15 protein-coding genes are annotated in these 21,864 nt (G+C 55.6%); 3 read left to right on the top strand and 12 right to left on the bottom strand.

The features are described 5' to 3' along the window. The first annotated feature begins 1 nt into the window (after position 1). A complete protein-coding gene (locus LJD29_RS20125) occupies positions 2 to 703 on the top strand; it encodes an SGNH/GDSL hydrolase family protein (RefSeq protein WP_446743367.1) in 702 nt (233 codons plus the stop codon). A gap of 43 nt (positions 704 to 746) precedes the next feature. On the opposite strand, the gene LJD29_RS20120 is transcribed toward LJD29_RS20125, so the two are convergent. Further along, on the bottom strand, positions 747 to 2,462 hold the full coding sequence (locus tag LJD29_RS20120; protein ID WP_446743366.1) for a GH39 family glycosyl hydrolase: 1,716 nt from the start codon (positions 2,460 to 2,462) through the stop codon (positions 747 to 749). Between the two features lie 213 nt (positions 2,463 to 2,675). On the opposite strand from LJD29_RS20120, the gene LJD29_RS20115 reads away from it, so the two are divergent. Then, positions 2,676 to 3,311: a hypothetical protein gene (locus LJD29_RS20115; protein ID WP_446743365.1), complete on the top strand. Its 636-nt coding sequence runs from the start codon at positions 2,676 to 2,678 to the stop codon at positions 3,309 to 3,311. A gap of 221 nt (positions 3,312 to 3,532) precedes the next feature. Here LJD29_RS20115 and LJD29_RS20110 read toward each other — a convergent pair whose 3' ends face one another. The 3 genes from LJD29_RS20110 to LJD29_RS20100 all read right to left on the bottom strand — a co-directional run bounded on the left by LJD29_RS20110 (position 3,533) and on the right by LJD29_RS20100 (position 10,957). After that, a complete protein-coding gene (locus tag LJD29_RS20110) occupies positions 3,533 to 7,150 on the bottom strand; it encodes an outer membrane beta-barrel protein (RefSeq protein ID WP_446743364.1) in 3,618 nt (1,205 codons plus the stop codon). A gap of 62 nt (positions 7,151 to 7,212) precedes the next feature. Then, the gene (locus LJD29_RS20105) at positions 7,213 to 9,162 is read right to left on the bottom strand and encodes a galactocerebrosidase (protein WP_446743363.1); all 1,950 of its coding nucleotides are present in this window, start codon (positions 9,160 to 9,162) and stop codon (positions 7,213 to 7,215) included. A 388-nt stretch (positions 9,163 to 9,550) separates the two neighbouring features. After that, entirely contained in the window at positions 9,551 to 10,957 is a 1,407-nt protein-coding gene (locus tag LJD29_RS20100) for a tetratricopeptide repeat protein (protein WP_446743362.1), read from the bottom strand. Positions 10,958 to 11,101: 144 nt separating this feature from the next. Between LJD29_RS20100 and LJD29_RS20095 the strand changes: the two genes are divergently transcribed. Further along, entirely contained in the window at positions 11,102 to 12,178 is a 1,077-nt protein-coding gene (locus LJD29_RS20095) for a LacI family DNA-binding transcriptional regulator (RefSeq protein WP_446743361.1), read from the top strand. A 14-nt stretch (positions 12,179 to 12,192) separates the two neighbouring features. Here the strand turns inward: LJD29_RS20095 and LJD29_RS20090 are convergent, their stop codons facing one another. The 8 genes from LJD29_RS20090 to LJD29_RS20055 all read right to left on the bottom strand — a co-directional run bounded on the left by LJD29_RS20090 (position 12,193) and on the right by LJD29_RS20055 (position 21,846). Continuing rightward, positions 12,193 to 13,608 (bottom strand): sugar porter family MFS transporter, encoded by a 1,416-nt coding sequence (locus LJD29_RS20090; protein ID WP_446743360.1) that lies wholly within the window; start codon positions 13,606 to 13,608, stop codon positions 12,193 to 12,195. After that, entirely contained in the window at positions 13,605 to 16,991 is a 3,387-nt protein-coding gene (locus LJD29_RS20085; RefSeq protein WP_446743359.1) for a DUF5107 domain-containing protein, read from the bottom strand. The genes LJD29_RS20090 and LJD29_RS20085 overlap by 4 nt, the downstream gene beginning before the upstream one ends. A 271-nt stretch (positions 16,992 to 17,262) precedes the next feature. Then, entirely contained in the window at positions 17,263 to 18,024 is a 762-nt protein-coding gene (locus LJD29_RS20080) for a DUF169 domain-containing protein (RefSeq protein ID WP_446743358.1), read from the bottom strand. Positions 18,025 to 18,053: 29 nt separating this feature from the next. Then, positions 18,054 to 18,356, bottom strand: a complete 303-nt coding sequence (locus LJD29_RS20075; protein WP_446743357.1) for a heavy-metal-associated domain-containing protein — start codon at positions 18,354 to 18,356, stop codon at positions 18,054 to 18,056. A gap of 22 nt (positions 18,357 to 18,378) precedes the next feature. Continuing rightward, the gene (locus LJD29_RS20070; protein WP_446743356.1) at positions 18,379 to 19,437 is read right to left on the bottom strand and encodes an ABC transporter substrate-binding protein; all 1,059 of its coding nucleotides are present in this window, start codon (positions 19,435 to 19,437) and stop codon (positions 18,379 to 18,381) included. After that, positions 19,427 to 20,065 carry an ABC transporter permease gene (locus LJD29_RS20065; RefSeq protein WP_446743355.1) on the bottom strand — a complete coding sequence of 213 codons (639 nt, stop codon included), beginning with the start codon at positions 20,063 to 20,065 and terminating at the stop codon, positions 19,427 to 19,429. Before LJD29_RS20065 ends, LJD29_RS20070 begins: the two co-directional genes overlap by 11 nt. 140 nt (positions 20,066 to 20,205) lie before the next feature. Continuing rightward, the gene (locus LJD29_RS20060; RefSeq protein ID WP_446743354.1) at positions 20,206 to 20,958 is read right to left on the bottom strand and encodes an ABC transporter ATP-binding protein; all 753 of its coding nucleotides are present in this window, start codon (positions 20,956 to 20,958) and stop codon (positions 20,206 to 20,208) included. Positions 20,959 to 20,994: 36 nt separating this feature from the next. Continuing rightward, complete coding sequence (locus LJD29_RS20055; protein WP_446743353.1) at positions 20,995 to 21,846, bottom strand: ABC transporter permease; 852 nt, start codon at positions 21,844 to 21,846, stop codon at positions 20,995 to 20,997. Between the last annotated feature and the right edge of the window lie 18 nt (positions 21,847 to 21,864).

Below are 21,864 nucleotides of genomic sequence, written 5' to 3'. Positions count from 1 at the left end.
TATGAGCCAGTTTGCTCGATGGACGGGCATCTTGAAATTGCTGACTGTGTCGGGACTGCTTCTTTTACCGCTCGCAACTTTTGCTCAAAGGCCGATTTCGATTCCTGAAGAGATTGAGTGGACGTGGGAAGTACGTCCTTCACATGTCGACGCGAAGCTGCCGAATGTTCTTTTGCTGGGAGATTCCATCTCGAGGAATTATTTTCCCCAGGTAGAGAAGGATCTAAGTGGTGTGGCCAATGTTTATCTGATGGCGTCCTCAACATGCGTGGGAGATCCACGATTGCCATCGCAAATCGCTGAGTTCGCAAGGATGGAAGGTGTTCACTTCTCCGTGGTGCACTTCAACAATGGAATGCACGGTTGGGGCTACACGGAGGAACAATATCGCAACGGCTTTCCACGCTTTTTAAATGGGGTGAAGGCACTCGGCGATAAGAAAGGCGTACTGATCTGGGCGAGCACCACGCCGGTTCAAACTGATGAGGCAGGTGGCGCAACCAACTCCAGAATCGAAGCGCGAAATGAGATCGCACTTAAGATGGTGAAGTCGCGCGGCATCGTCGTGGACGATCAGCATCGTTTAATGATGAGCCACGAAGATCTGCACGAAGACCGCGTGCACTTCAGCCCCAAGGGGGCGGCTATCCAGGGAGACCAGGCAGCTGCGATCATTCGATCCATTTTAGTGAAGGGCGATTGAAGCAGAGATGGTCCTGGGGACCGTCCCTGCTACAGTTCAAGTGTCACCAGCTCAGCTGCACAAGTGCGACCGATTCTCCGGGAAGATCGGTGCCTATCTTAATCTGTCCGTTGCCTGCATCCTGCCATGTGGGCGATCCGATGAGCTCTAATCCAGAACGATCGATCAAGTGTGCATATTGATCGGGGGTTGGATGTTGAGGGGAACCCATTGCCTGCCACTCGCTGTAGGCATTACTATGTTTGCCGTCGATGCGGTACTGCTTTACCAGTACCCGGCTTACTGATGACGGTATGCCATTGACGGTGAGTGAAATGGGTGTACGGGCAGACTGAGCTTCGATATCCCGATAGTTCCATACGAGAATGCTTGTTTCGTGCGCCGATGTTGTCGCCATCGCGTCCACGTCAGCCGAGTTGCTGGCACCGCTCGAGACAAGGTCATCGAACGGAACAGCGCCGGTGCTTTGCACGCTGGCCCGTTCGTCTTTCATGAGAGCGAACATGCGGAACAAGTTCAGAATCGGCTCGTCGATTCCGTTTGTGGAAAGAGAGCGGAAGCCTTCGAAATAGTCGCGTCCCTCAAATTCGAACGACCAGCTCAGCATCGCGATCAGGTTGATCCGGTACTTGTCCTGTAATTCAAAAAGCGCTTTGTATGCGGCCGCTGTATAAGCGGGGTATAGCGTTCCGTTTCTATAGTTGTTCGCAGGATTTGATTTGCTCGAGCAGGCGGCACAGCCCTCGGGATCAGCTTCACTCAGGATAATCGGCAGATTCCGCAGGGTGGGGAAGGAAGCGACCGTAGCAAAGCCGCGGTCTGCATCCTTCAGCTCCTTATCAAGTCCCATTCGCACCTGTCCATTTGCAATCTGCGGTTGGCCTTTCACGTGGAAAGAGATGAAGTCGAGGGGCACAAGGCCGCCGGTCGCCGCGCTTTTTCCGTTGGCAACATGATCCAGAAACTTTCTGAGAAATTCGTCTGCTTTTTCGCTGCGCGGACTGGTGCTAGCCGGGCCTCCAACCTTTGCTTCAGGAAGTGCTGTGCGGATACCGGCGGCTGCATAGTCATACAGCTTCCAGTAGTCCTCTGCGGTGCCGTGCCAATAATCGATGTCCGGCTCATTCCACACTTCGAAATACCAATGCAGCACCGTGTCTCGTCCGTACCGCTCGACAAGGTGAGCGACGACGACGCGTGTCAGCTCTTCCCATCTTGCGTAGTCCTTCGGAGGATTGTTTGAAGCTCCGGAGATCGTACTCTGAGGGAAGTGAACCTGGTATTCCTTTCGGTCAGGCAGCGAAGCTGCGAGATCCTTCGGCATGAAACCAAGTTCAACCATGGGGTGCACACCTGCTGCTTTAAATGCGTCGAAAATGCCGTCAAGCAGGGTGAAGTCGTAAATGGGCTTGCCGCTTGCATCCTGGCGATAGACATTTGTCGAACTCCACTTGAGTTCTGGCTGGCCGTTTCCGGAGGTAAGGAGATGATGAACGCGGATGTATACAGGAACCGGACTTAAGTCATGGAGCTCACCTAGCAGCTTCCTGCCGCCAGGCATGGTGGTGTAGTTAGCCTCGTCGTATCCGAACCAGCTGTAGATGGGCTTATAAGAACCAACCGTCTTTGTGAGGTCAACTGCGATGTTTACTGGTGCAGCGCTGGTTGAGGGTAATGGTGCGGGAATTGTTCCTTGCGCCAGAGCAGCAAGCGAAAAAAAGAGCACAGCAGATGCCCAGGTGCGGAGCGCACGCAGCATAAGATCTCCCCGGCAGAAAGCCATGTAAGGAACCATAGCAGTTCCGCACGATATTGTCCGAGTGAGAGGGCACGCCGCGACAGAGTCGCAAAACTTGCACTGTTCAGCCGGGAGCGGTTTTTGGGATAGCTTGCTGGCCGATCCTGATGAATCTGGGCCCTACGTCGAAGATCCGCAGGGAACATTATCCCGGGCAGGCACGTAATTGGGGATATGAAGACTCTCCGGATAGCTGTTGGCATCGCATTTCTTGCCTGTAACTGGCTTGGCTATTCTCAGTCGGACGTTCCGTGTGGCCAAACGCTTGAAGCTCCGCTCCGCCTCAATGCGGTATTGACCATTGAATCTCGACCAGCCGGCCTTGAGATAGTCGGGACAGATCAGGAGACGATCCATGTCGCGTGCTCGGCAAATGATATGGACAACTCCAGACAGATCCGTCTTCGATTATCGGGAACGCCCACCGTCTCGAAGCTCACGATTGAAGGAGAGCATTTGGAGAACGGCAATCTTCACATTCGTGTCGAGGTGCCTCGCAAGGTGAACCTGGGAATTCAGATGCCAGCGGGACAAGTAAACGTAGACGAGATTGTGGGAGACAAAGACATTAAACTCTACGCTGGACAGATCACGGTTTGCTCGGCCCATTTGTGGGACTACAAGGACGTAGATGTCTCTGTTGGCGTTGGCCAAGTCAATGCCACAGCGTACGGCGTACAAAAGAGTGGGTTTTTCCGTGACTTTAAAAAAGAGAACCCGAACGGCGAGTATCGACTTTACGTGCATGTGATCACTGGTCAAATCGACCTTCTTGCAAAGAATGCACGAACTGCAGACGGTCCACAATAGCGAGAGTGCGATAGATCCTGCTGAGCACGTGCCTGGGAGTATGCCCAGGCCGGTATAGGCATCGCCTTCATGATTAGCTCCCTCATATCCCGCCTGGCTTAATCGTTCGCATCCGGGGAGGGATGAAGAGGCTCCAGCATCGCAGGTGCCTTCTATCAAAACACTTAACGATGGGGACTGCCCATCGTTAAGTGTTTCAGAAACAGGATGGATGCGGTCACTCAGAAGATGTACTTGAGTGAGAACTGAAAGAACCTTGCATCCGGAGTGTTCGATTGGAAGAAGCGGGGTGCAGTGATTTGGCCGCCGTTAGAGTTGTTGGAGGTCACGCTGGGGTCGCCATACGCAGGAGTGTTGAACAGGTTGAAGATGTCGGTACGGAACTGGAGCTTCTGCTGGCGGAAGGTCGTGAAGTCCTTGAAGATCGACATGTTGATCCGTTCAAAGCCCGGTCCCATGATTTGGTTTCGGCGGCCGCCCAGGAACTGCAGCACCTGTGCAGGGTTGGTTACATATTGCGGATATGCATAACCGGGTTGCGGATTGCCGCCGTTCGGCCCGGGGCTGATAAGCGAGCCGGACAGAGGGTTGGCAAACGCGCATGGGTTATACCAATTGGTCTTGTTGCGAACCGAGGTTGGGCAACTGACGCCCGGATTGCTGGGGTCGGGCGAGCCACCTTTTGAGAATGGGTCGCGGACGAGGATAGCATGCGCGGTTCCACCTGCAGCCGTCGTGATGTCTGGGTAAACAGTGAACGGGTTTCCAGTCTGTGCCGAGAAGGTAAGACTCGTGCTCCATCCACCGGCGACGAGATCGACGATTCCGGTATGGTTCAGATATCGACGGCCAGCACCGACGGGTAGTTCATAGAGGCCGTTGAATGTGACACGATGCCGCGTATCCCACGGGGAGTTTGAGAAATCTTCGGAGATTGGCACCAGGCTCGGGTTGCGATAGCCTCCTTCCCCCGTGCTTCCCAGAGCGCTGGGCGCATTGTCGAGCGAATGGGAGTACGTATAGGTGGCAAGGAAGCTCAGACCATTTGCGAAGCGTTGTTCCAGTTTCGCCTGCAGAGCGTTGTAGCTATTCTTTGCGGAATTGGCCACGAAATTGTCGCCGCCGAATTGCGGGAACGGCTGCGTGAGTTGGGTGCTGTTTCCAGGATTGATGAGTGCCTGCGAAGAGTTCTGGTTGATGACGTTTATGATGTGGCGGCCTACAGATCCCACGTATCCGACGGTCGCGCTCAGGTTGCTGGTGATCATCCGTTGAGCGCTCAGGTTCCAGGACTGTGTGTAGGGCGTCTTGATGTTCTGTGGAACACCGATCAGGCCTGGAGTGCTGACAAAGTTCTGGAGACCGGCGGCGATCGCTTCGCTGAAGCCATCTTCCAGCGTCAGGCCATTCGATGGGCAATTGCCTGCGCCGGCGTTACAGTTCGGAGCAGGGAAGCTCGAAGTGAACTGGAAAGGATATTGGAAGCCCAGGTTCGGTCCGCCTCCAATGTTTTCGAGGCCGCCGAAAAAGATGCCATAACCGCCGCGCACCGTGGTCTTCGGATCAACCTGGAATGCGAAGCCGGCGCGAGGACTGAAGTTGAGCGTCTGTCCGTTTGCCAGGTGCGGGTTTCCAGAGTATCGAAGTGTGATGTTGTCCTGACTGAGCGCAGCCAGGAAGCTACTGGATAGAGGCGTAGATTGTCGTTGCGTGGGAATCAGGAGAGTGCCGGTCCCTGTGCCGATGCCCACCGGGCCACTCACAAAAAAGTTAGCCTGCGATCCGGAGTTTTCCTTATACGGCTGGAAATATTCATAACGCAACCCAAGGTTCAGGGTGAGTTTATTGCTGAGCCGCCAGTCGTCCTGCGCATATGCAGCCCGGTACCAACGATTGTTCGCAACAGTACTGAGGTTCGAGATGCTTGCTGAGTTGATCTGGCCGGTAATGAAATCGGCTACGCCAAAGCCTGTGAAGCTGACGCCCGGGTTGGCTGAGTATTGCCCGTTGAATCCATAGGTGCCGCGAGAGTAGGGAGGAGCGAGGGTGCTAAAACGCATACTCTCAAAGCTCACACCGAATTTGAGCGAGTGCTTGCCGGCGATCTTCGTGACGTTATCCAGGATCTGGTATACATTCTGATACTCGTCGGCCGTGTAATACGCGGGGGCGCCAAATGAGGCGATGCCTCCAACTGCTGTGGAACCGCTGATGCTGGAGCTACCGGCCGTGCCTGGAACGCCACCGATGGTGGTGGGAGGCAGTCCGCCATTTCCAGGAGAAAAGGGAATACCACCAAGACCCACCTGGGATGCTGTATCTACATTCGCACTGGTAGGAGCGTCCTCAAAGTGACCATACGAATAGGCGAAGCGAAATTCATTCGTGGTCTGCGGGCTGAAGACATGGGTTTCGCTGCCTACGCCTTGTTGGGCAAAATCGACAATACTGCCGTCTGTTCCGTAAGAGCCGCCATCGAGGATCGGGCCGAGTGGCGGGGGATATGAACTGCGCTCGTTCAGGTAGCTGTAACGTACAAAGAACTGATCTTTTGGACTGATGTTCCAATCGACTCGAGTGTCCCATGACCAGCGATTATCGACCGAGTTCTTGGAGGTGACATAGTTGTTGTAGATCAGGCTGCCATTGGTGTTGGGCGTGGGATAGAGGTTGAGAATCCGTTGCCCAACCGGGTCGATCTGTGTGGGGCAATAAACGTTGTTTTGTCCATTGCACGCAACGGTCTGCGAGCCTCCTGAATTTGGTGCATAAAGCTGGACAGGTTGAGCGAGTCCGGTAAGACCGGTGTTCAGCAGCTCGCTAAAATCTCCCTGGCGCATCTTTAGGGTAGGAACAGATTCCGTAAAGGTTTGTCCGAAGACGATGCGGTTATTTTCAGCGTCCCCAAAGAAGAAGAGCTTGTCCTTGAGGATCGGCAGGCCAAGTGTGCCTCCAAACTGATTCTGGTTATACTTCGGGACACTTAACGCATCGAAGTCGCGGGCATCAAGCACTGTATTGCGGAAGTACTCCCACAGATCGCCGTGAATCTGGTTCGTTCCGGACTTGATGCTCGCGTTTACCGCTGCGCCAGCGGAGTGCCCAAGCTCCGCGCTGTAGTCACTCGTCGAAACCTCAAACTCAGCGAGGGCATCAGGAGGGGGACGAACTGCGAAGCTCGCCCCATTGAGGAAGTCCACGCTATTGATGTTGTTGTCGACTCCGTCGAGGATGAAGTTGTTCTGGCCGGAGTCCTGACCATTCGCTTCGAAGTCTCCCTGGCCTGCTCCACGAGAACCGGAAGCGGGATCGACACCGGCTGTGAGCTGCGCGATGTAAACCCAATTACGCCCGTTCAAGGCGGTGGTGTTGATGGTTTGCGTGCTTAGAACCTGGCCGACCGAAGCAGATTCGGTCTGAAGAAGCGGAGGAGCCGCTGTAACCTCGACGGTCTGCGATACGGAGCCCGGCTTCAAAGAAATCGGCACGTTCAGCCGTTGACCCAGCTGTAGCTGCACGTGTTCCTGGGTCGTCGTCTGGAAACCGTTGGCCGTGGCGCTGATCTTGTAGTTGCCGATCTTGACCGGCGTAAAGATGTAGACACCGCCAGCATCGGCCCTGGCCTTCAGCGTGAGTGCAGTGTCGACATTTGTAAGCGTGACTTCAGCATTTGGAATGGCGGCGCCGCTTTCATCGAGAATAGTTCCCGTGATGGTGCCCTGGTCTATCTGTGCGATAGCAGTGCGTGCCATGAAAAGACACAGCAGTGCCAGCATTGCACCTGCCAGGTAAGGAGAAATTATGCCAGCTATCTTGCGCTGGAGTTGTGGTGATTTCACGTACCGCCTCCTGATGCTGAATGGTCATGCCGTATTCGTGAAGCTTGCCCGTGGTCCGGCTATCATTTTTCGTTGCCGTTTACTGCCAGGTTGTCGAATTGCGTAGATGTCCAATCGCCTCCGATGGCAAACATGCCGTGCTCATGCCCGGAGCTAGCCACGCTCGCGACTTCTTTGTCGTCGATTGAGACCTCAATGGATGACTTCGCAAATTTCAGTTGCAAATGATGCCAGGGCGCGGTTTCTGAGTGGTTGTCTGGCACGAGCTCGCCTGAAGCGAGGACGAGTGTTTCTTTTCCGAATGCGGTGGAGATGAGTTGCCAGGCTCCGCTGCTCTGAAGAATGAGTCCATAGCCGCCGGGGTAGTTTGCCTTTTCGCCCGAGAACACATTCGCGGAGTCGATGCGGCCGAAGAGAGTGGCTTTCCCCGCCAGGGGAATTTGTGTATCGACAGATACGGTGTAGTCCTTCCACTCGGCATCGCCGGCGAGGGTGAAAGGATCTGGCAAAGGTGACCAGGGCGTCGGCTTGAGTGTGATGACCTGGGTCAGGCATTGGCCCGCCCGGCCGCGGCAAGGCTGCACCTCGAATGCACCATCCTGGTCAGACAGGTATTTGGCTGCCTTATTCAGCGGCGATGAGTCGAAGTTGTCGCTGTAGGGGAAAGGGAAGCCAGCGGCTGCGGGGGGCACCGCATCGCCTTTACCCTGGCCGGTCGTTGTCGTGACGGTGTAAATCGAATCAGGTTCGACATCGAGGGCAAAACTACCCTGTGTCAGTTTCAAATCGGTTATATGGCTGAAGGTCTTCGTTGCGTTGGTTTGCCACACATGAACGATCTGTCCAGGTGCTCCCTCTACCGGACGTAGCCGAATGGTTTGTGATTCATGAGCATCAATGCTTTCAATCACTGTGCTCCATTCCTTCTTTTCGGGCGAGAGGAAGGTGACGAAGCTACCGCCGCGTGCCAGGTAGCCGGATGAAGGATCGTCGTATGTCCAACCAGGTTGCGCGAACTGTGTTGTATGGGCCGTTACCCACATCGCTGCCTGCACGTCGTAGTGACCTGACCACGGAGTATTGGCATACATCAGGCCGGAGTTGGGGGCAGCAAGGATGTCGTAGTAAGAGGTGATGGGGCTCCAGATCTCTGTCTTGGTAAATCCACCCTCGAGGTAGTTGCGGTTGTATAGCTTGGCTAGCAGGCGGCCACCCACGGGCCAGTCACGAGAAACGATCGGTCCTCCTCCGTCGTTGGGCTGGTCTTCACTGGCCCAGAGTGGTTTTCCGATCTCCTTTGCCGCCTGGGGTGTGGTGGAGTGGTTGTAGACCCAGGGATAGTGCACGCTGACGACATCGATGGCATCTTTCAACGCGGGATCGCGCTGCATTGCCTGCACGACTTCCCACTGGTCGAATGTCTTACCCGGATACTCGTCGCAGCAGACGATCTTTGTCGCGAGCCCGTGCTGTTTGAGGACCGCGTGCAATGTCTTCACGTAGGTAGCGTCATAAACGCGCTCATTCCAGACACCGGTATAGGCGATGTCGAGGCCATAGGTTTTTTTTGCACCTTCGATGAAGTCGGCGACGTACTCTGCCATGTCCTTTGAGTACAGGCGGCCATTACCAATCCACCCCGGTGCGCCCCAGGGCAGCGTGTCAAGGATGATCCTGGGGTTTCTCTTACGCGCCTCCTGCATGAGCCACCACTCATAACCGCGGGTGTAGTCACGGTCGGCAGGGCTGCGCATCTGGCTGGGCTCGGAGCCGTCGGTCGAATTCACATCCGCGCCGATTTCGACCTTGAGGTGTTGAAGCGCTGCTCCGTAGCCCGGCTTGAAAAGATAGTCGAGAATCTGGCTGCGCTGCGGTTCCGGGTAGTCGATCAGCAGACGGGATGAGGCCCCTGCACTGAGCGCTCCCAACCCTTCGAATACGGGGCCAGATCCCTGGCCATCGATCGCAATGACCTGGACAGGTTTGTTTCTTGTTTCGGCCTGGCTGGTCACGGCAAGCACGAGGCAGATGGCAAAGCACCACCGGGTCCTAAACCGGGGCCGTGTTGGATTGCGGTGAGCACGCGGATAAAAAACTTCCATGGGCAGAGCGGGACGGCCTTTTTTTTGCGCAACTGAGGAGGTTATTACGAACGGCGATTTCATTTCGATGTCATTTCCGTGTACGTTAACTTTCGGCTGTGGATCGTAGTTTCCAGCACAAGAAACTGTCAAGCATGTTTTTCAGAAGAAGGGTGTAATGCTCACAGAAGGCAATCTGGAGACGTATTGCAGATTTCAAAGGGATGCCGGCGCGGCAATTCAGCAGCGGTGCTGTTTTGACAGCTTTAGCCCTTTGAGGGCGTGTACGTACCCCAAAGGATTGTCCAGAGAGGCGAATTTATTGGGTAGTCAGCAGGAATGTCTGGATCTGTTCCAGTTTGATGTCCCTATCCCGCGATTCCTGGGCTCTGTATTTTTGTTCCAATAGAACCTCTTCACGGGAAAGATCGGCCTGCCCGGTGCGCCGATAAGCGATCGCCAGCCGGTAGTGGGCAGTTGATAGGTCTGGCTTGATCTGGATCGCCCGTTTGAGCGCCGAAATGCTTTGCTGCCATTTCTCCTGCATGCCGAGCACGAGGCCAAGCCCGTAGTACGCACTTGCTGATTCAGGACGAAGGCGGATGCCTCGCTCGAGCAGTTCCCGTGCCTCGTCCAGGTGGGCCGCGCTATCCGGCCTATGCAGCATGTATATCGCTGCGTATGTTGCTGCGTCGCCATTCTGCTGGTGCTTGCGCGCGAAATCGAGGAGTGCGGTGCATGTGGGGTCCTCACTTTCAAGTTCGACCGAACAATTGCGCCCTAGCAAATCAGCGTAGGCCTGGTTCTCAGGGTCCTGTTTCAGGAGGCCGGCAAACACAGCAGCGGACTTGTCGTATTTGTGATCGCCGAAGTATGCGATGCCTAAAGCCATCAAGATTCGGCGGCTTTGAGGAAAGTTGCGAGCAGCTGGTTCAAGTTGCGCCACGGCTGCGGGGAATGTCCAGTGACGCAGGAACTCTGCTCCTACGGCATACTCGTTCGCCTCGTTCGGCTCAAGCCTGGCGGCATTTAAATAGTGCTGTCCGGCTTCTTTGTATTGCCCCAGCTTCTCATCGACGTCTCCATAGAGTGACTGCGCTTCTGCGGATTCTTCTACACCCGGTATGCGGCCCAGTAAATCTGCGGCCTTCGCCGATTGGTTGCTGTCGAATTCGGCCAGCGCCGCGTTGTATAGAAGCTCGGGATTGTTCTCGCCATGGAGAGCGGATTCAAAAGCAGCGGCTGCCTTTGCAGGTTGCTTCAGCTCCATCCACGCCTGCCCAAGCGCACCTTGTGCACCGGTGTTGCTGGGATTCAGGGCTACTGCCCGGGTAAGAGTATGTGCGGCTGCATCGTTGCGTCCTGTTTTCAGGTATGCGATGCCGAGATTCGCCGCTGCGGTGTCTGAGCCAGGTCTTTCCTTGGCGGCGCGTTCCAGGTGTGGCAGGGCCAGGGTGAGATTTTCTTCGGAGGCGTATATCAAGCCGAGAGCTTCGTTCACCTCGAAGCTGGCAGAGTAGCGGCCCGTCAACTGCTCGAGTAAGGGCTTGGCGGTAGCGCTGTCGCCCGCATCGACAGCGGCCATGGCTCGTTGAAACGCCTGCTGATCCTGGGGAGCAATGGCGGTGGTTTGCGCGAGGGTGGATCCGCAAAGAAGCAGGCCCAATGCGTGGGAGGCGACAAATGCATGAAGCTTTGAGTAACGCGCAGATGTTCGCCAGGCCACTGCCGGAATCATGGCAGTCAGTATATTCGGTTGAAGCCTGTTAGAGGGCACCCGGGGGAAAACGATAGCGGGTAGGATCATCAGAGATTGTTAAGTTGCAGGAACCTATCGCTGATTTTCACGATCAGCTAGAATCGGCTATCAATGACGGACAATCACTCCTCGAAACCCGTTGGAATCAAAGAAATCGCCAAGGCCTTGGGCATATCGATCGGCACCGTCGATCGCGCATTGCATAATCGCGGAGGAGTTAACGCCAGGACGCAAGCCAAAGTTTTGAAGATGGCCGAGAAGCTGAACTATAAGCCTAACCTCGCGGCCAGAAACCTGAAGCTGAATCGTCGCGTTCGGATAGCGGTTCATCTGCCGAATGAAGTTGCGTCATTTTTCGACTCATTGCGGGATGGCATTCGGGCCGCCGCCGCATCCGTGCCTGGTGTGCGTTTGGATCTTGATTTCCGCTCTTATCCAAGGCTCGGCGAAGGGGATGTGGAGTCGATGGAGCGGGACTTGAAGGCGGGCTACGACGGTCTGCTGATTACCCCGGGTAATCCCACAAAGGTAGAGCCGGTCATTCGTGAGTTTACCGCCGCCGGCACGGCTGTGGTGTGCGTGGCAAGCGACGCCCCTCGTTCGGGCAGGCTTACCTCTGTTTGTGTCGATGCAGCGGTAAGCGGAGGAATCGCGGCGGAACTTCTGGGCAAGGTGGTGCGTGCGGAAGGTGCAGTCGCATCGATCACTGGAGATCTTAGTACCTATGACCATGGGGAAAAGTTTCGCGGCTTCGCGGGAACGCTCGCTACGGTCGCTCCGCATCTGACGCTCTTGCCAGTAGTGGAGACGCATGAAAAGACGACGGATGCCTATAAGGCAACGCTCGATCTTCTGAAGCGCAGGCACCGGCCGCAAGGCCTCTACATCAGCACGGCGAACAGCCTGCCCGTATTCCAGGCACTGAGAGAGCAGAGCCTGCTGGGAAAAATCGAGATCGTTACTACCGATCTGTTCTCAGAGCTCGCTTTGCTGCTTGATGCCGGAAAGATCTTCGCGACCATTTACCAAAGACCATTTGCGCAGGGAAAAATCGCGTTCGAAACGATCATTCAGCACCTCGTAAATGGAACTGCTCCTGAAACTTCAACTCGTCTTGCCCCGCATATTATCCTGCGCAGTAATCTACCGCTGTTCCCCTCGAAGCTTGAGCGCGGCTCTGATTTCTGAGGCGTCTTGAATGATCAGGCATCCGCCTCGATCTGCTCGAGGGAGCGGCCTTGCGTTTCAGGCACGGCGAAAATCACAAGCAGCGCGCCAGCAAGGCAGATAGCCGCATAGATGAGAAACACCCCGGAAGTGCCGAGGACGTGATCGAGCATGGGAAAGGTGTACGTGAGCACAAAGGATGCGACCCACAGGAACGCGACCACGATCGAGACAGCGGAGGCGCGAACTCGATTCGGAAAAATCTCGGAGATGAGCACCCAGGTGACGGGCGCAAGCGAGAGAGCGTAGCAGGCGATCGCGCAGAGCGTAAGGGCCAGCACCCAGAATCCATGCAGATGCATGCGATAAGCGGCGCTGGCTGCTAAGTGAGACACTGCAATCGCGATACAGCCAAAAATCATCAGGCGTCTTCGCCCGAAGCGATCCACCATCATCATCGCAACCAATGTAAAGACCAGGTTGATAGTGCCTGTGATGACGATATTGAAAAGGATATCGTTCAGTCCGTAACCTGCGCTGCGATAGACTTCTTCCGCATAGTTGAACAGGATGTTGATGCCGCTGCCTTGTTGAAGCACGGCAAGTGCGATTCCCAGAAGAAGAAGCTTGCGGACGGGAGACGAGAACAGCTCCCTCCAGTCACGACTCGCTGAAGACGCAGCGAACGCATTTTGGATGGTTTCGATTTCTCTGCAGCTGTATTGTTCGCCTCCAATACGCCGCAGAACTTTTGCGGCACTGTCCACGCGTTGATGTGCAGCCAGCCAGCGAGGACTCTCAGGGATGAAGGGTGCGCATAACAGAAGAAGAAGCGCGGGGAGTGCGACTGCGGTGAACATCCAGCGCCATCCATGTTGCGCGTTCCAGCTGGCTGCCAGCGCAGTAGCCGAAAGATTCGATTGGATCTTGTCCGCAATACACCAGTTCGCGATCTGTGCGAGAAGAATGCCGCAAACGATCGCAAGTTGATTCAGGCTTACCAGTCTTCCGCGCCAAGCAGCAGGACTGATCTCGGCGATGTACATCGGAGAGATGCTGGAAGCGAGGCCAATTGCGACGCCGCCGGCAATTCGCCATGCGATAAAGCTCGAAAAGCTGTAAGACCACCCGGTGAGCACTGACGAAACGCCGAAGATGAGCGCGGAAATGATGAGAGCCTTTTTTCGCCCGAGCCGTTCGCTGGTCACACCTGCGCAGAGAGATCCGAGAAAGCAGCCGATCAACGCACAGCTGTTTGCCCAACCGATCTGCGAGCCTGTGCTCAGGTGAAAATACGCTTCGTAGAATGGCTTGGCCCCGCCGATTACGACCCAGTCATAGCCAAAGAGCAGGCCTCCCAGGGCCGCGACAAAAGCGATGACCCAGAGATAGCCGAGATGCAACTCTTCATCGCCAGGCGAGGTCGACGTGTTTGGGGCGGGCCCGATCACTGTGCGTGCCGGCCTTCCGCCTCTTGTGATTCACGAGCCTGGCGAAGAAGATCGGTAGCTGCGGCATGGTTGCAGTCCTCTGCCAGCAGCTTCTGCAGAATTTCAATTGCCTCAGCTCTCCGGTTCAATCCGGTGAGTGCCTGCGCGCGCAGGAACCAGGCATCGATCTGGTTTCTTCGCTGAAGGTCTTCATCGAACAAAAGCATTGTCGGCAACGATGTCGCGAAGTAGTCGATCTTTGCTTCGGTTGCTTCGAGTTTCTGACCGTATGAACTAATTTCTTCGAAGAGTGAGACTGCATCCTCTTCTTTTCCTAACTGGCGGAGAACGAGCGCTCTCCAGTAAGTCATATCCGAGATATTTTTCACGGTCATCTGTTGGAAGTCACCACGATGGCGCACCGCCCTCTGCCACCATGCTTCCGCCTGTTCTTGATCGCCGCGCATCTGCAAGGCGGTTCCCATCCAGTAGTAGATGTCGTTCTGATTTGCGAGCAGGTGCCTTGCTTCACTCAGGTTCGCGGGTATGTGCAGTGTCGCGCGAAAGTGATCAAGAGCCGCATCCAGATCATGCGCCTTGAGCGCCTGCTGACCGATTAGAAGATGGGCGCGAACATACTGGGCAAGGACCAGTCCTTCGCCACCTTCCCACGGTTGGAAATGACGCGCGAGCAGCAGATCCAGCGCCTTTCCCGGTTGTCCCGTCTGGTTGTAAAGGGTGGCGAGCTCGACGGAAAGATCGTCGCGCAGCTCGACCAGGGCAGGGAAGCGCAGTAGCTCTTCGAGACGCCTCGCTGGACTCTCTCCAATTCTCTTCCAAAGCTGATCGCGTTCGTACAGTATTCTGGCGTCACTCGGGTCGAGAGTGAAGGCACGATCGTAGGCGTCGAGGGACTTTCGGACTTCATGCCCGTGGTTGAAGTAAGCGATGCCGAGGTTTCTCCACGTGGTAGCAAGTGCTCGATCTCCCTTGGCTGCCTGTTCCCACATAGCGATGGCTTCAGTGTGGCGACGCCGGTCATAGAGGAAATTGCCGAGCAGGTAAGAGGCTACATCATCTCCGGGATATCGACGGAGAGTGGCCTCCAAGAGATGCATCTCTTCGAGGCGATTAGGAAAGCAGTAGTCAAGGGATACGGTTCTCGCTCTTTGATATGTGTTCTGGGCTTCCGGAAGATTCAGTCGGGACTGCACATCCGCCAGTGTGAGAAGCACCAGCGGAACCGAACCGTCATTGCTATCAAAGTCCGCAGAGTTTAAAACACGGATCGCCTCGACCTGTTCCCCGCAGCGCAGAAGATCGAGCGCCAGGTCTATCCTTTCCTGGTTGCTCCCCGGCTGTATGCCACGATGCCAGCGCGCGCCAATGTCCATGGGGTCAAGGGATAGAATTGTGCTCCAAACAGTCTCCGCTTCTTCGGGGCGATTCAGGTGACTCAGCGCCCGCGCGAGCAGGTTCTGTGCATTCAGGTTGTCTGCTTCGGCTTTCAGGCTGCGTTGCACGTGGTCGAGAGCTAATTCCCATTCATCGCGTTGTGCGTCAATTTCCGCGAGAGCAAAGTAGGCCGGTGAGCGCCATGCTGCGCTCCATGTCGCCTTATAAAAGGCATCGTAGGCCTGCTTCAGTTTGCCCTGATAGCGGCGGACAAGCCCCAGGTTGTAGTAAGGTTCACCATCCCTCGGGTTGGGATTGAGGCGCGTAATTCTCGAGATGGCGGCCTCGAAATGTTCGGCTGCGGCATCGAATTCACCGCGGCGAAGCCTCCACAAACCGAGCGCGTTATGAGAGCGGCTTTCACCCGGATCTCTGCGTAATGCTTCCCGCCAATAGTCCTCAGGCATACGTGTTGCATGGCGATACTGATCCAGGTGAACCCCAGTCAGGTAGAGCTCCTCGATGGAAGCCATTTCTTCCGGTGCAGACGGTTCAACAGCCACGGCGGGAGCCTTCATCGGCTCAACCTTTGCCGGGTCATATTCAATCAATGTCTTTCCATCTGCAGTCACCTTCACCGACAGCTCGTCGAGTGTTGTGTCAACATCCAGCTCGAAGTCTGTGATGCATGGTTCAGCCACATCGATATCTGCGACCAGTTGTCCTGACTGCCGGCCCGATTTAAATAAAGTGACTGTCACTGCTTTTCTTGGCTGTGTAACGCATACGCCCACACGAGCTCTTTTACCGTCAACTCGCAGGTTCAGCGCTGAGTCTGTGTTTGCAGCCTGCGGTATTCCGATATCGCGAATCGGAAACCACGTTTGCGTAAAAGTCTTTGTTTCCCACGGCGCAAGATAGGAGAAGTCTGGCTGGTTGTCGGTGTACACCCCGGCCATCAGCTCAATATAGGGTCCATTGTGGTCGGTCAGGCTGCGGTCCCACGCATAACCAAACTCGTGGTTGCCCCATGTCCACTGCTTCTTTCCGGGTGCGATGTGATGATTCGCAACGTGGACCAGGCCGCTCTTTGCGTGATGGTCATACCCGCCGCTGAAGTCGCCTTCGGTTCCTGTGATCATGTAACTGGTTGGAACGGGGATGTTCGCATACCAGCTCAGATCATTTGCGGGATAAGAACCGTCCGGTACAAACTGATTCGGGATTTCATCTTTTGGAACACCCGACCTGCCTCGTTCTCCATAGTCGACGCCATAATAATGCCCATCACTCAGAGGAAAAGTCGTGATTGCACGCTTCGCGTGGTCGGCTACGTTGCGGACATCTGTCGGGAAAAAAGACTGGTAGGCTTCATGTACATGGGTGGCAACGTTTGCCCACCATAAGAAGGTTTGCTGGAACTGGGTGCGGTTGAAGAGCCTCACCTTGAGATCGACAACCGCCTTTCCCGGATGCAGGCAGACGCCATGCATTCCTTTCAAGCGCAACATCGGGTCATGATCGCTGCACCAGACTGTGACCGAGCCGTCCTCGTGGTGTTCGATCTCTGTCTCGACAGGCATGTAGGTTGCCGGGCGATGATGCTGAGGCCAGTTGAATTCAACGCCTCCGGAGGCCCATGGGCCGGCAAGTCCAACAAGAGCCGGCTTCATCACATCCTGGCGATAAAAGAAGTCGTAGCCCCTGGTCTTGTCGTAGCCGACATGAATGCGGCCGCCAACCTCAGGGAGGATCATCATGCGGAGGTATTCATTTTCGATGTGCAGTGCGTCCCACGATTTAATTTGGGGAACCGTAGAAATCCGGTCAATGACCGGCAGCGGATAGACGCGCCCGCTGCTGCCCTGATAAACCCTCTTTTCAAGGAACATCGGATTTCGGTTGGGCGTCGCCGGTTCGTAGGTTTTGATGCTTACTTCTTCGCGCCATGCCTTGACCGGGCCCTCGAGTCCGGCGGGAGCGTCAGGAAGCTCCAATCTGGAGATCATCTCGCCGTTTAGCTCTTTTTTGCCTGAGGCTGACACCGTGTGCACTCTCCGATAGTTAACGTAAACGGAACCAACCTATCGGTCGTCTTCAGGAAAGTCAAGTAATTTGCATCGCTCTTGCTGGTATTCATCGAGGACGAGCGAAGTATAGAGGGCAGCGAGGCCTGCTCAATACGCTTCGGCGGATCACAGATCGAGGTTAAATCCGTTAACGTAAACGAGCCATGAACATGGAGTTGCATATTGCAACTCATGCCTGGCTGACCCGGTTTTATCCGGCTTGCAAGGCTGCGAGGGATTGTTCAATCGTCGGGGAAAGACCGCTATCTACATCGCGCCTTCTCAATTGATGAACTTGCGACAGCAGCTCATTGGCGCATGCAAGGGCCTCGATGCGTTTTACGTACTCCTCGAGGGTCTTTCCGGGCAAGGCGAAGAGTGCGGTTCCATCATCTAAAAGGTCAAGATAGGCACGAGCGCCACAGCAACCCAGGCTCATTGCAGCCCGCCCTGTGTTTACTACCTGGGGAACAACCGCGCAAGCCGGCCTTCCCATGGCGGGTGCAAGCTGGTGCTCGACCTGCTGGACAGCCTCTGACAAGACAAGGGACTGGTTGGAATTAAGAAAGAGCAGTACCACGTCTGGCGGAGTCGTCGCCTGTGCCAGCGGGGAGTAGATTACGTAAGCGTGCTGCTTTTCGAGCACCGGGATCATCGCGATGTCTTCTTGACGCACGTAATCGAGCTGGCCGAAGACCTTCAATGCAGCCATCAACTCCGACTGCCGGGCAGGAGTGGATTCGAGGTGATGTGTGTAAATACCTATGGAACATAGATCATGATCGGCAGCGCTTGTGGCGAATGCAGTAAGCGCGCCCTCCTGCCAGAAGCGGCACCCGGCCGGGACGCGCCCTGTGTGAGTTGCAAGGCCCGCTGGCAGGGAATCGGTGAAAGAAAGTGCAACCGGGGCCTCCTTCAGATGGAGGCTCTTTGTAAGGGTGTCAGCTATCGTTGCAAATACTGGAGAACTCATCCTGCTCCTGTTTTAGCGGCTATTGAGATTCAGGCGTGCTTTTCGGTCGCGGTGAAGCCCATTTCAGCGATGTAGCCTTTGAGCTGATCTGGGTTTACCTTCGCCGAATCGTAATGGATGACAACCGAGGCTCCGGGGTAGCTGGCCTCTGCCTTAAGAACGCCTTTCTCCTGGCGGAGGAGTGTCTCGAGGCCAACTGCGCAGGTAATGCAGGTAAAGCCTTTGACACTGTAGGCGATCGTTTTGGCATCCTTGGATTCGAGCGCGTTGGCTGCGGCAATCGTACTGACACCGGCCAATCCGGCAAGCTGCATGAATCGTCTGCGTTCCATCGTTTGTCCTTTCGTTGCTGAACTATTTCGCGGACGCAATGCCCGGCTGATATTTCCATGCTGTTTGAATGCTGGCGCGGTCGGCGAAGCGTGTGTCGGTGTAGTCGGAAAATTCAATCTTCTTCTTGAGAACGCCCGTCTCGATCATGAGATCGCGAACCATATCGAAGTCTGCCTTACGTGGCGCGAGCGGGCTGTATACCACGCGGTCCATTGGCTTGGTGAGTGCCCAGCGGAGCAGAGCAGGTTTCTGGTTGTAGTAGTAGCGGCCAACGAACTCTGCTGCGTCTTCGCGATATGGTTTACCTTTATCGAGCCACAAGCCGGAGCGTGCAATGCCGTCGACCAGTACCTGCACGGTTTCAGGGCGCTGGTCGATAACATCCTGACGAACAACGAGGATGCAGGACATGTAGTCAGGCCAGTAGTCGCGGGCCTGGAAGAGAACGCGTCCGAAGCCGCCCAATTCTGCCTGCGATGGAAAAGGCTCACCCATGACGAAGCCATCGATGGCGCCGGCAGCCAGTGCGCCTGAGACGTCGGGTGGCGCCATCTCCACCATCTTGATATCCCCGGGCTTCATGCCCCAGACCTTCATCGCGCGGAAGAGGATCAGGCGCTCATCGGAGAAGCGGCTGGGGATGGCAACGGTTCGTCCCTTGAGATCGGCAAAAGTTTTTACCGGGCCGCCCTTGCGAACGACCATCGCGCTGCCATAACGATGGCCGAGGTATACGACCTTAATAGGCACCCCCTGGGATACAAGGGCGATGGCAAGCGGAGCGACAACGAAGGCTGCCTGTACTTTGTTCGATATCAGGGCTTCCTTGACTTCGGGAAAGCCCTGGAACATGCGCGGCATAAAGAGCTCGCCGTTTTCGGAAAACTTCGAGATGTAATCGGTCACCGGGCAGGTGAGCTGGCAGGTGACGGGAAGGTATGCGACGGTGACTTTGCGTTTCTCCGGCGGCCGGAAATCGTTCAGGATCGCGCTCCAGTTGACGTTCAGCCAGGAATGGAGACCTGTAATGATGACCAGCCATCCAGCGAAGCAGAGCAGTGCGATCCTTTTAGGCGACATTGCGGAACCCCCAGCGTAATGGCTTGAGCCGCTCCAGGCTGCGGAAGATGAGATCCAGGATAAGACCGATAACGCCGATAAGGAGGATTGCCGCAATCACAAGGTCGTAGCGCTTACCGGAGTTGCGGGAGTCGATGACAAGATACCCCAGCCCAGAGTCTACGGCGATCATTTCCGCCGCGACCACGACCAGCCATGCGATTCCCAATGCGATACGAAGGCCGACAAGGATCTGCGGGAGTGCCGCGGGAAATACAACGCGTGTCAGCAGCTGCATCGGAGTGAGCCCGAAGTTGCGCCCCGCGCGGCGAAACACTGACGGCACGTTTGAGACACCATTGATACAGGCCACGACGATTGGAAAGAATGAGCCCAGGAAGATAAGAAAGACTGCCGCACGATCCCCGATGCCAAAAAAGATGATTGCTACAGGGATCCACGCGATGGGGCTGATGGGGCGAAGGATCTGCATCACCGGATTGACGACCTGGTTAGCAGCCGGATACCAGCCAAGAAGCAAACCCATTGGTATGCCGAGTACGGCCGCAATACCAAAACCGATCAGCACGCGGCGCACTGAATCGCGTATGTCAGCCCATAGAACGTGGTGACGGAAGAGTTCAAGCATTCCTCTCCCGACATCCCGTGGCGAGGGGAAGATCTTTGTGCCGGACCATATGACAGAGAAATGCCACAGGAGCAGCAGCAGAGCTGTCGCCACCAGCGGCCAAAAAATCTTTTCCCATCTTTGGGGTGCGGCGAGTGAATTCATACCTGGTGGGCCAGTCCGATCTGTTTGAAGATTCCGTCGCGCAGTTCGAGATAGTGCTGTGAGCTGATATCTCGCGGGTGTGCGATATCGATCGGTACAATCTGTTGGATTGTTCCGGGACGAGCGCTCATTACCACCACGCGATCGGCAAGCTGGACTGCCTCGTCGATATCGTGCGTGACGAAGATGATTGTCTTGCGCTCGGCTTGCCAGATGCGAAGCAGCTCGCTCCGCATGACCAGTCGTGTGATGGAATCGAGGGCGCCGAAAGGCTCGTCTAGAAAGAGCATGTCAGGATTGACGGCCAACGCTCGCGCGACTTCCAGCCGCTGCTTCATTCCGCCTGAGAGTTCAGCGGGATAAGACTTTTCAAAGCCTTGCAGCCCGACCATTTTGACGTAGTGGGCGATACGCTGCTCACGTTCCGGTTTCGTAAGCTTCGATAGCCCGAAACCGATATTGCCCTCGACGGTAAGCCAAGGGAAGACTCCGCGCTCCTGGAAGACAAAGATGCGGCGCGGGTCGGGGCCACGGACAGCTTCGCCGTTTACCTGAATCGTTCCGCTTGTCGGAGTGAGAAATCCGGCCATTGTGTTCAGGAGTGTTGTCTTGCCGCATCCCGATGGGCCTAGCAGGCATACAAATTCGCCATCGCTGACCTCGAGATTCACGTTTTCGAGAACGTGCGTGAGTTTGCCGTCACGCTTGTAGGTCATACTCACGTTGTCAACGGAGAGTTTGGTTTTCAATCCTGGAGCTGCTTCGACTTCTTTTGTTACCACGTACTAATCCTCCGAGTAGCTCCAGCGGAATGACTTCACCTTCTCGAGCGAACGCATTCCTACATCGAGGAGAAAGCCGATGAGCCCGATGATGACCATGCCGGCCACGACCAGATCGTAGCGGTTGCCTGCATTTCTTGCATCGACGATCAGAAATCCAAGACCCGAGTCTACCGCAATCATTTCAGCAGCCACGACCACCAACCAAGCCACTCCGAGCGTGATTCGCAAGCCAACGATCAATTGCGGCATGACAGCTGGATAGAAAATTCGCGCGATGAGTTGCATCGGGCCAAGTCCGAAGTTGCGCCCGGCATTGACATATACATCGGGAACGCTGCGCGCGGCATTGATCGACGTAAGCAGCAGGGGTAGAAACGAGCCTACGAAAATGAGAAAGACCGCCGAGAGGTCGCCGACGCCGAACCAGAGAATTGCGATGGGTATCCATGCAAGCGGAGATATGGGCCGCAGAATCTGCAGAATCGGATTCAACGCCATCTCTGCGCGGCGGTACCACCCGATCGCAAGCCCCAGCGGAATGGCAAGAATCGCCGCCAGACTGAATCCCCACGTGACGCGAAAAAGCGACGCGACCACGTATTTGAGAAGCAGGTTGTGGCGTACGAGATCCAGGATGCCGCCGACTGTTTCCCAGGGTGTGGGAAGCAGGTGCGCCGGCTGCCTGCGTACCGCGATGTCCCAGGCTACGATCAGCAGAGCGATAAACAGAAACGGACGTAGAGCCACCACGAACCTTGACCATCCGTGGCGCATTTTCTGTCTGCCTCCGCTCGCCTGCATGTCTGCTCTCTGAGGAATCGAATCGCTTCCGCTCATCTTAGACATACACATGCAGAGGGCGCCTCCATC

The organism is Silvibacterium acidisoli, assembly GCA_022870745.1.
Classification (GTDB): Bacteria; Acidobacteriota; Terriglobia; order Terriglobales; family Acidobacteriaceae; genus Silvibacterium.
This window is presented reverse-complemented; position numbering and strand designations above follow the sequence as displayed.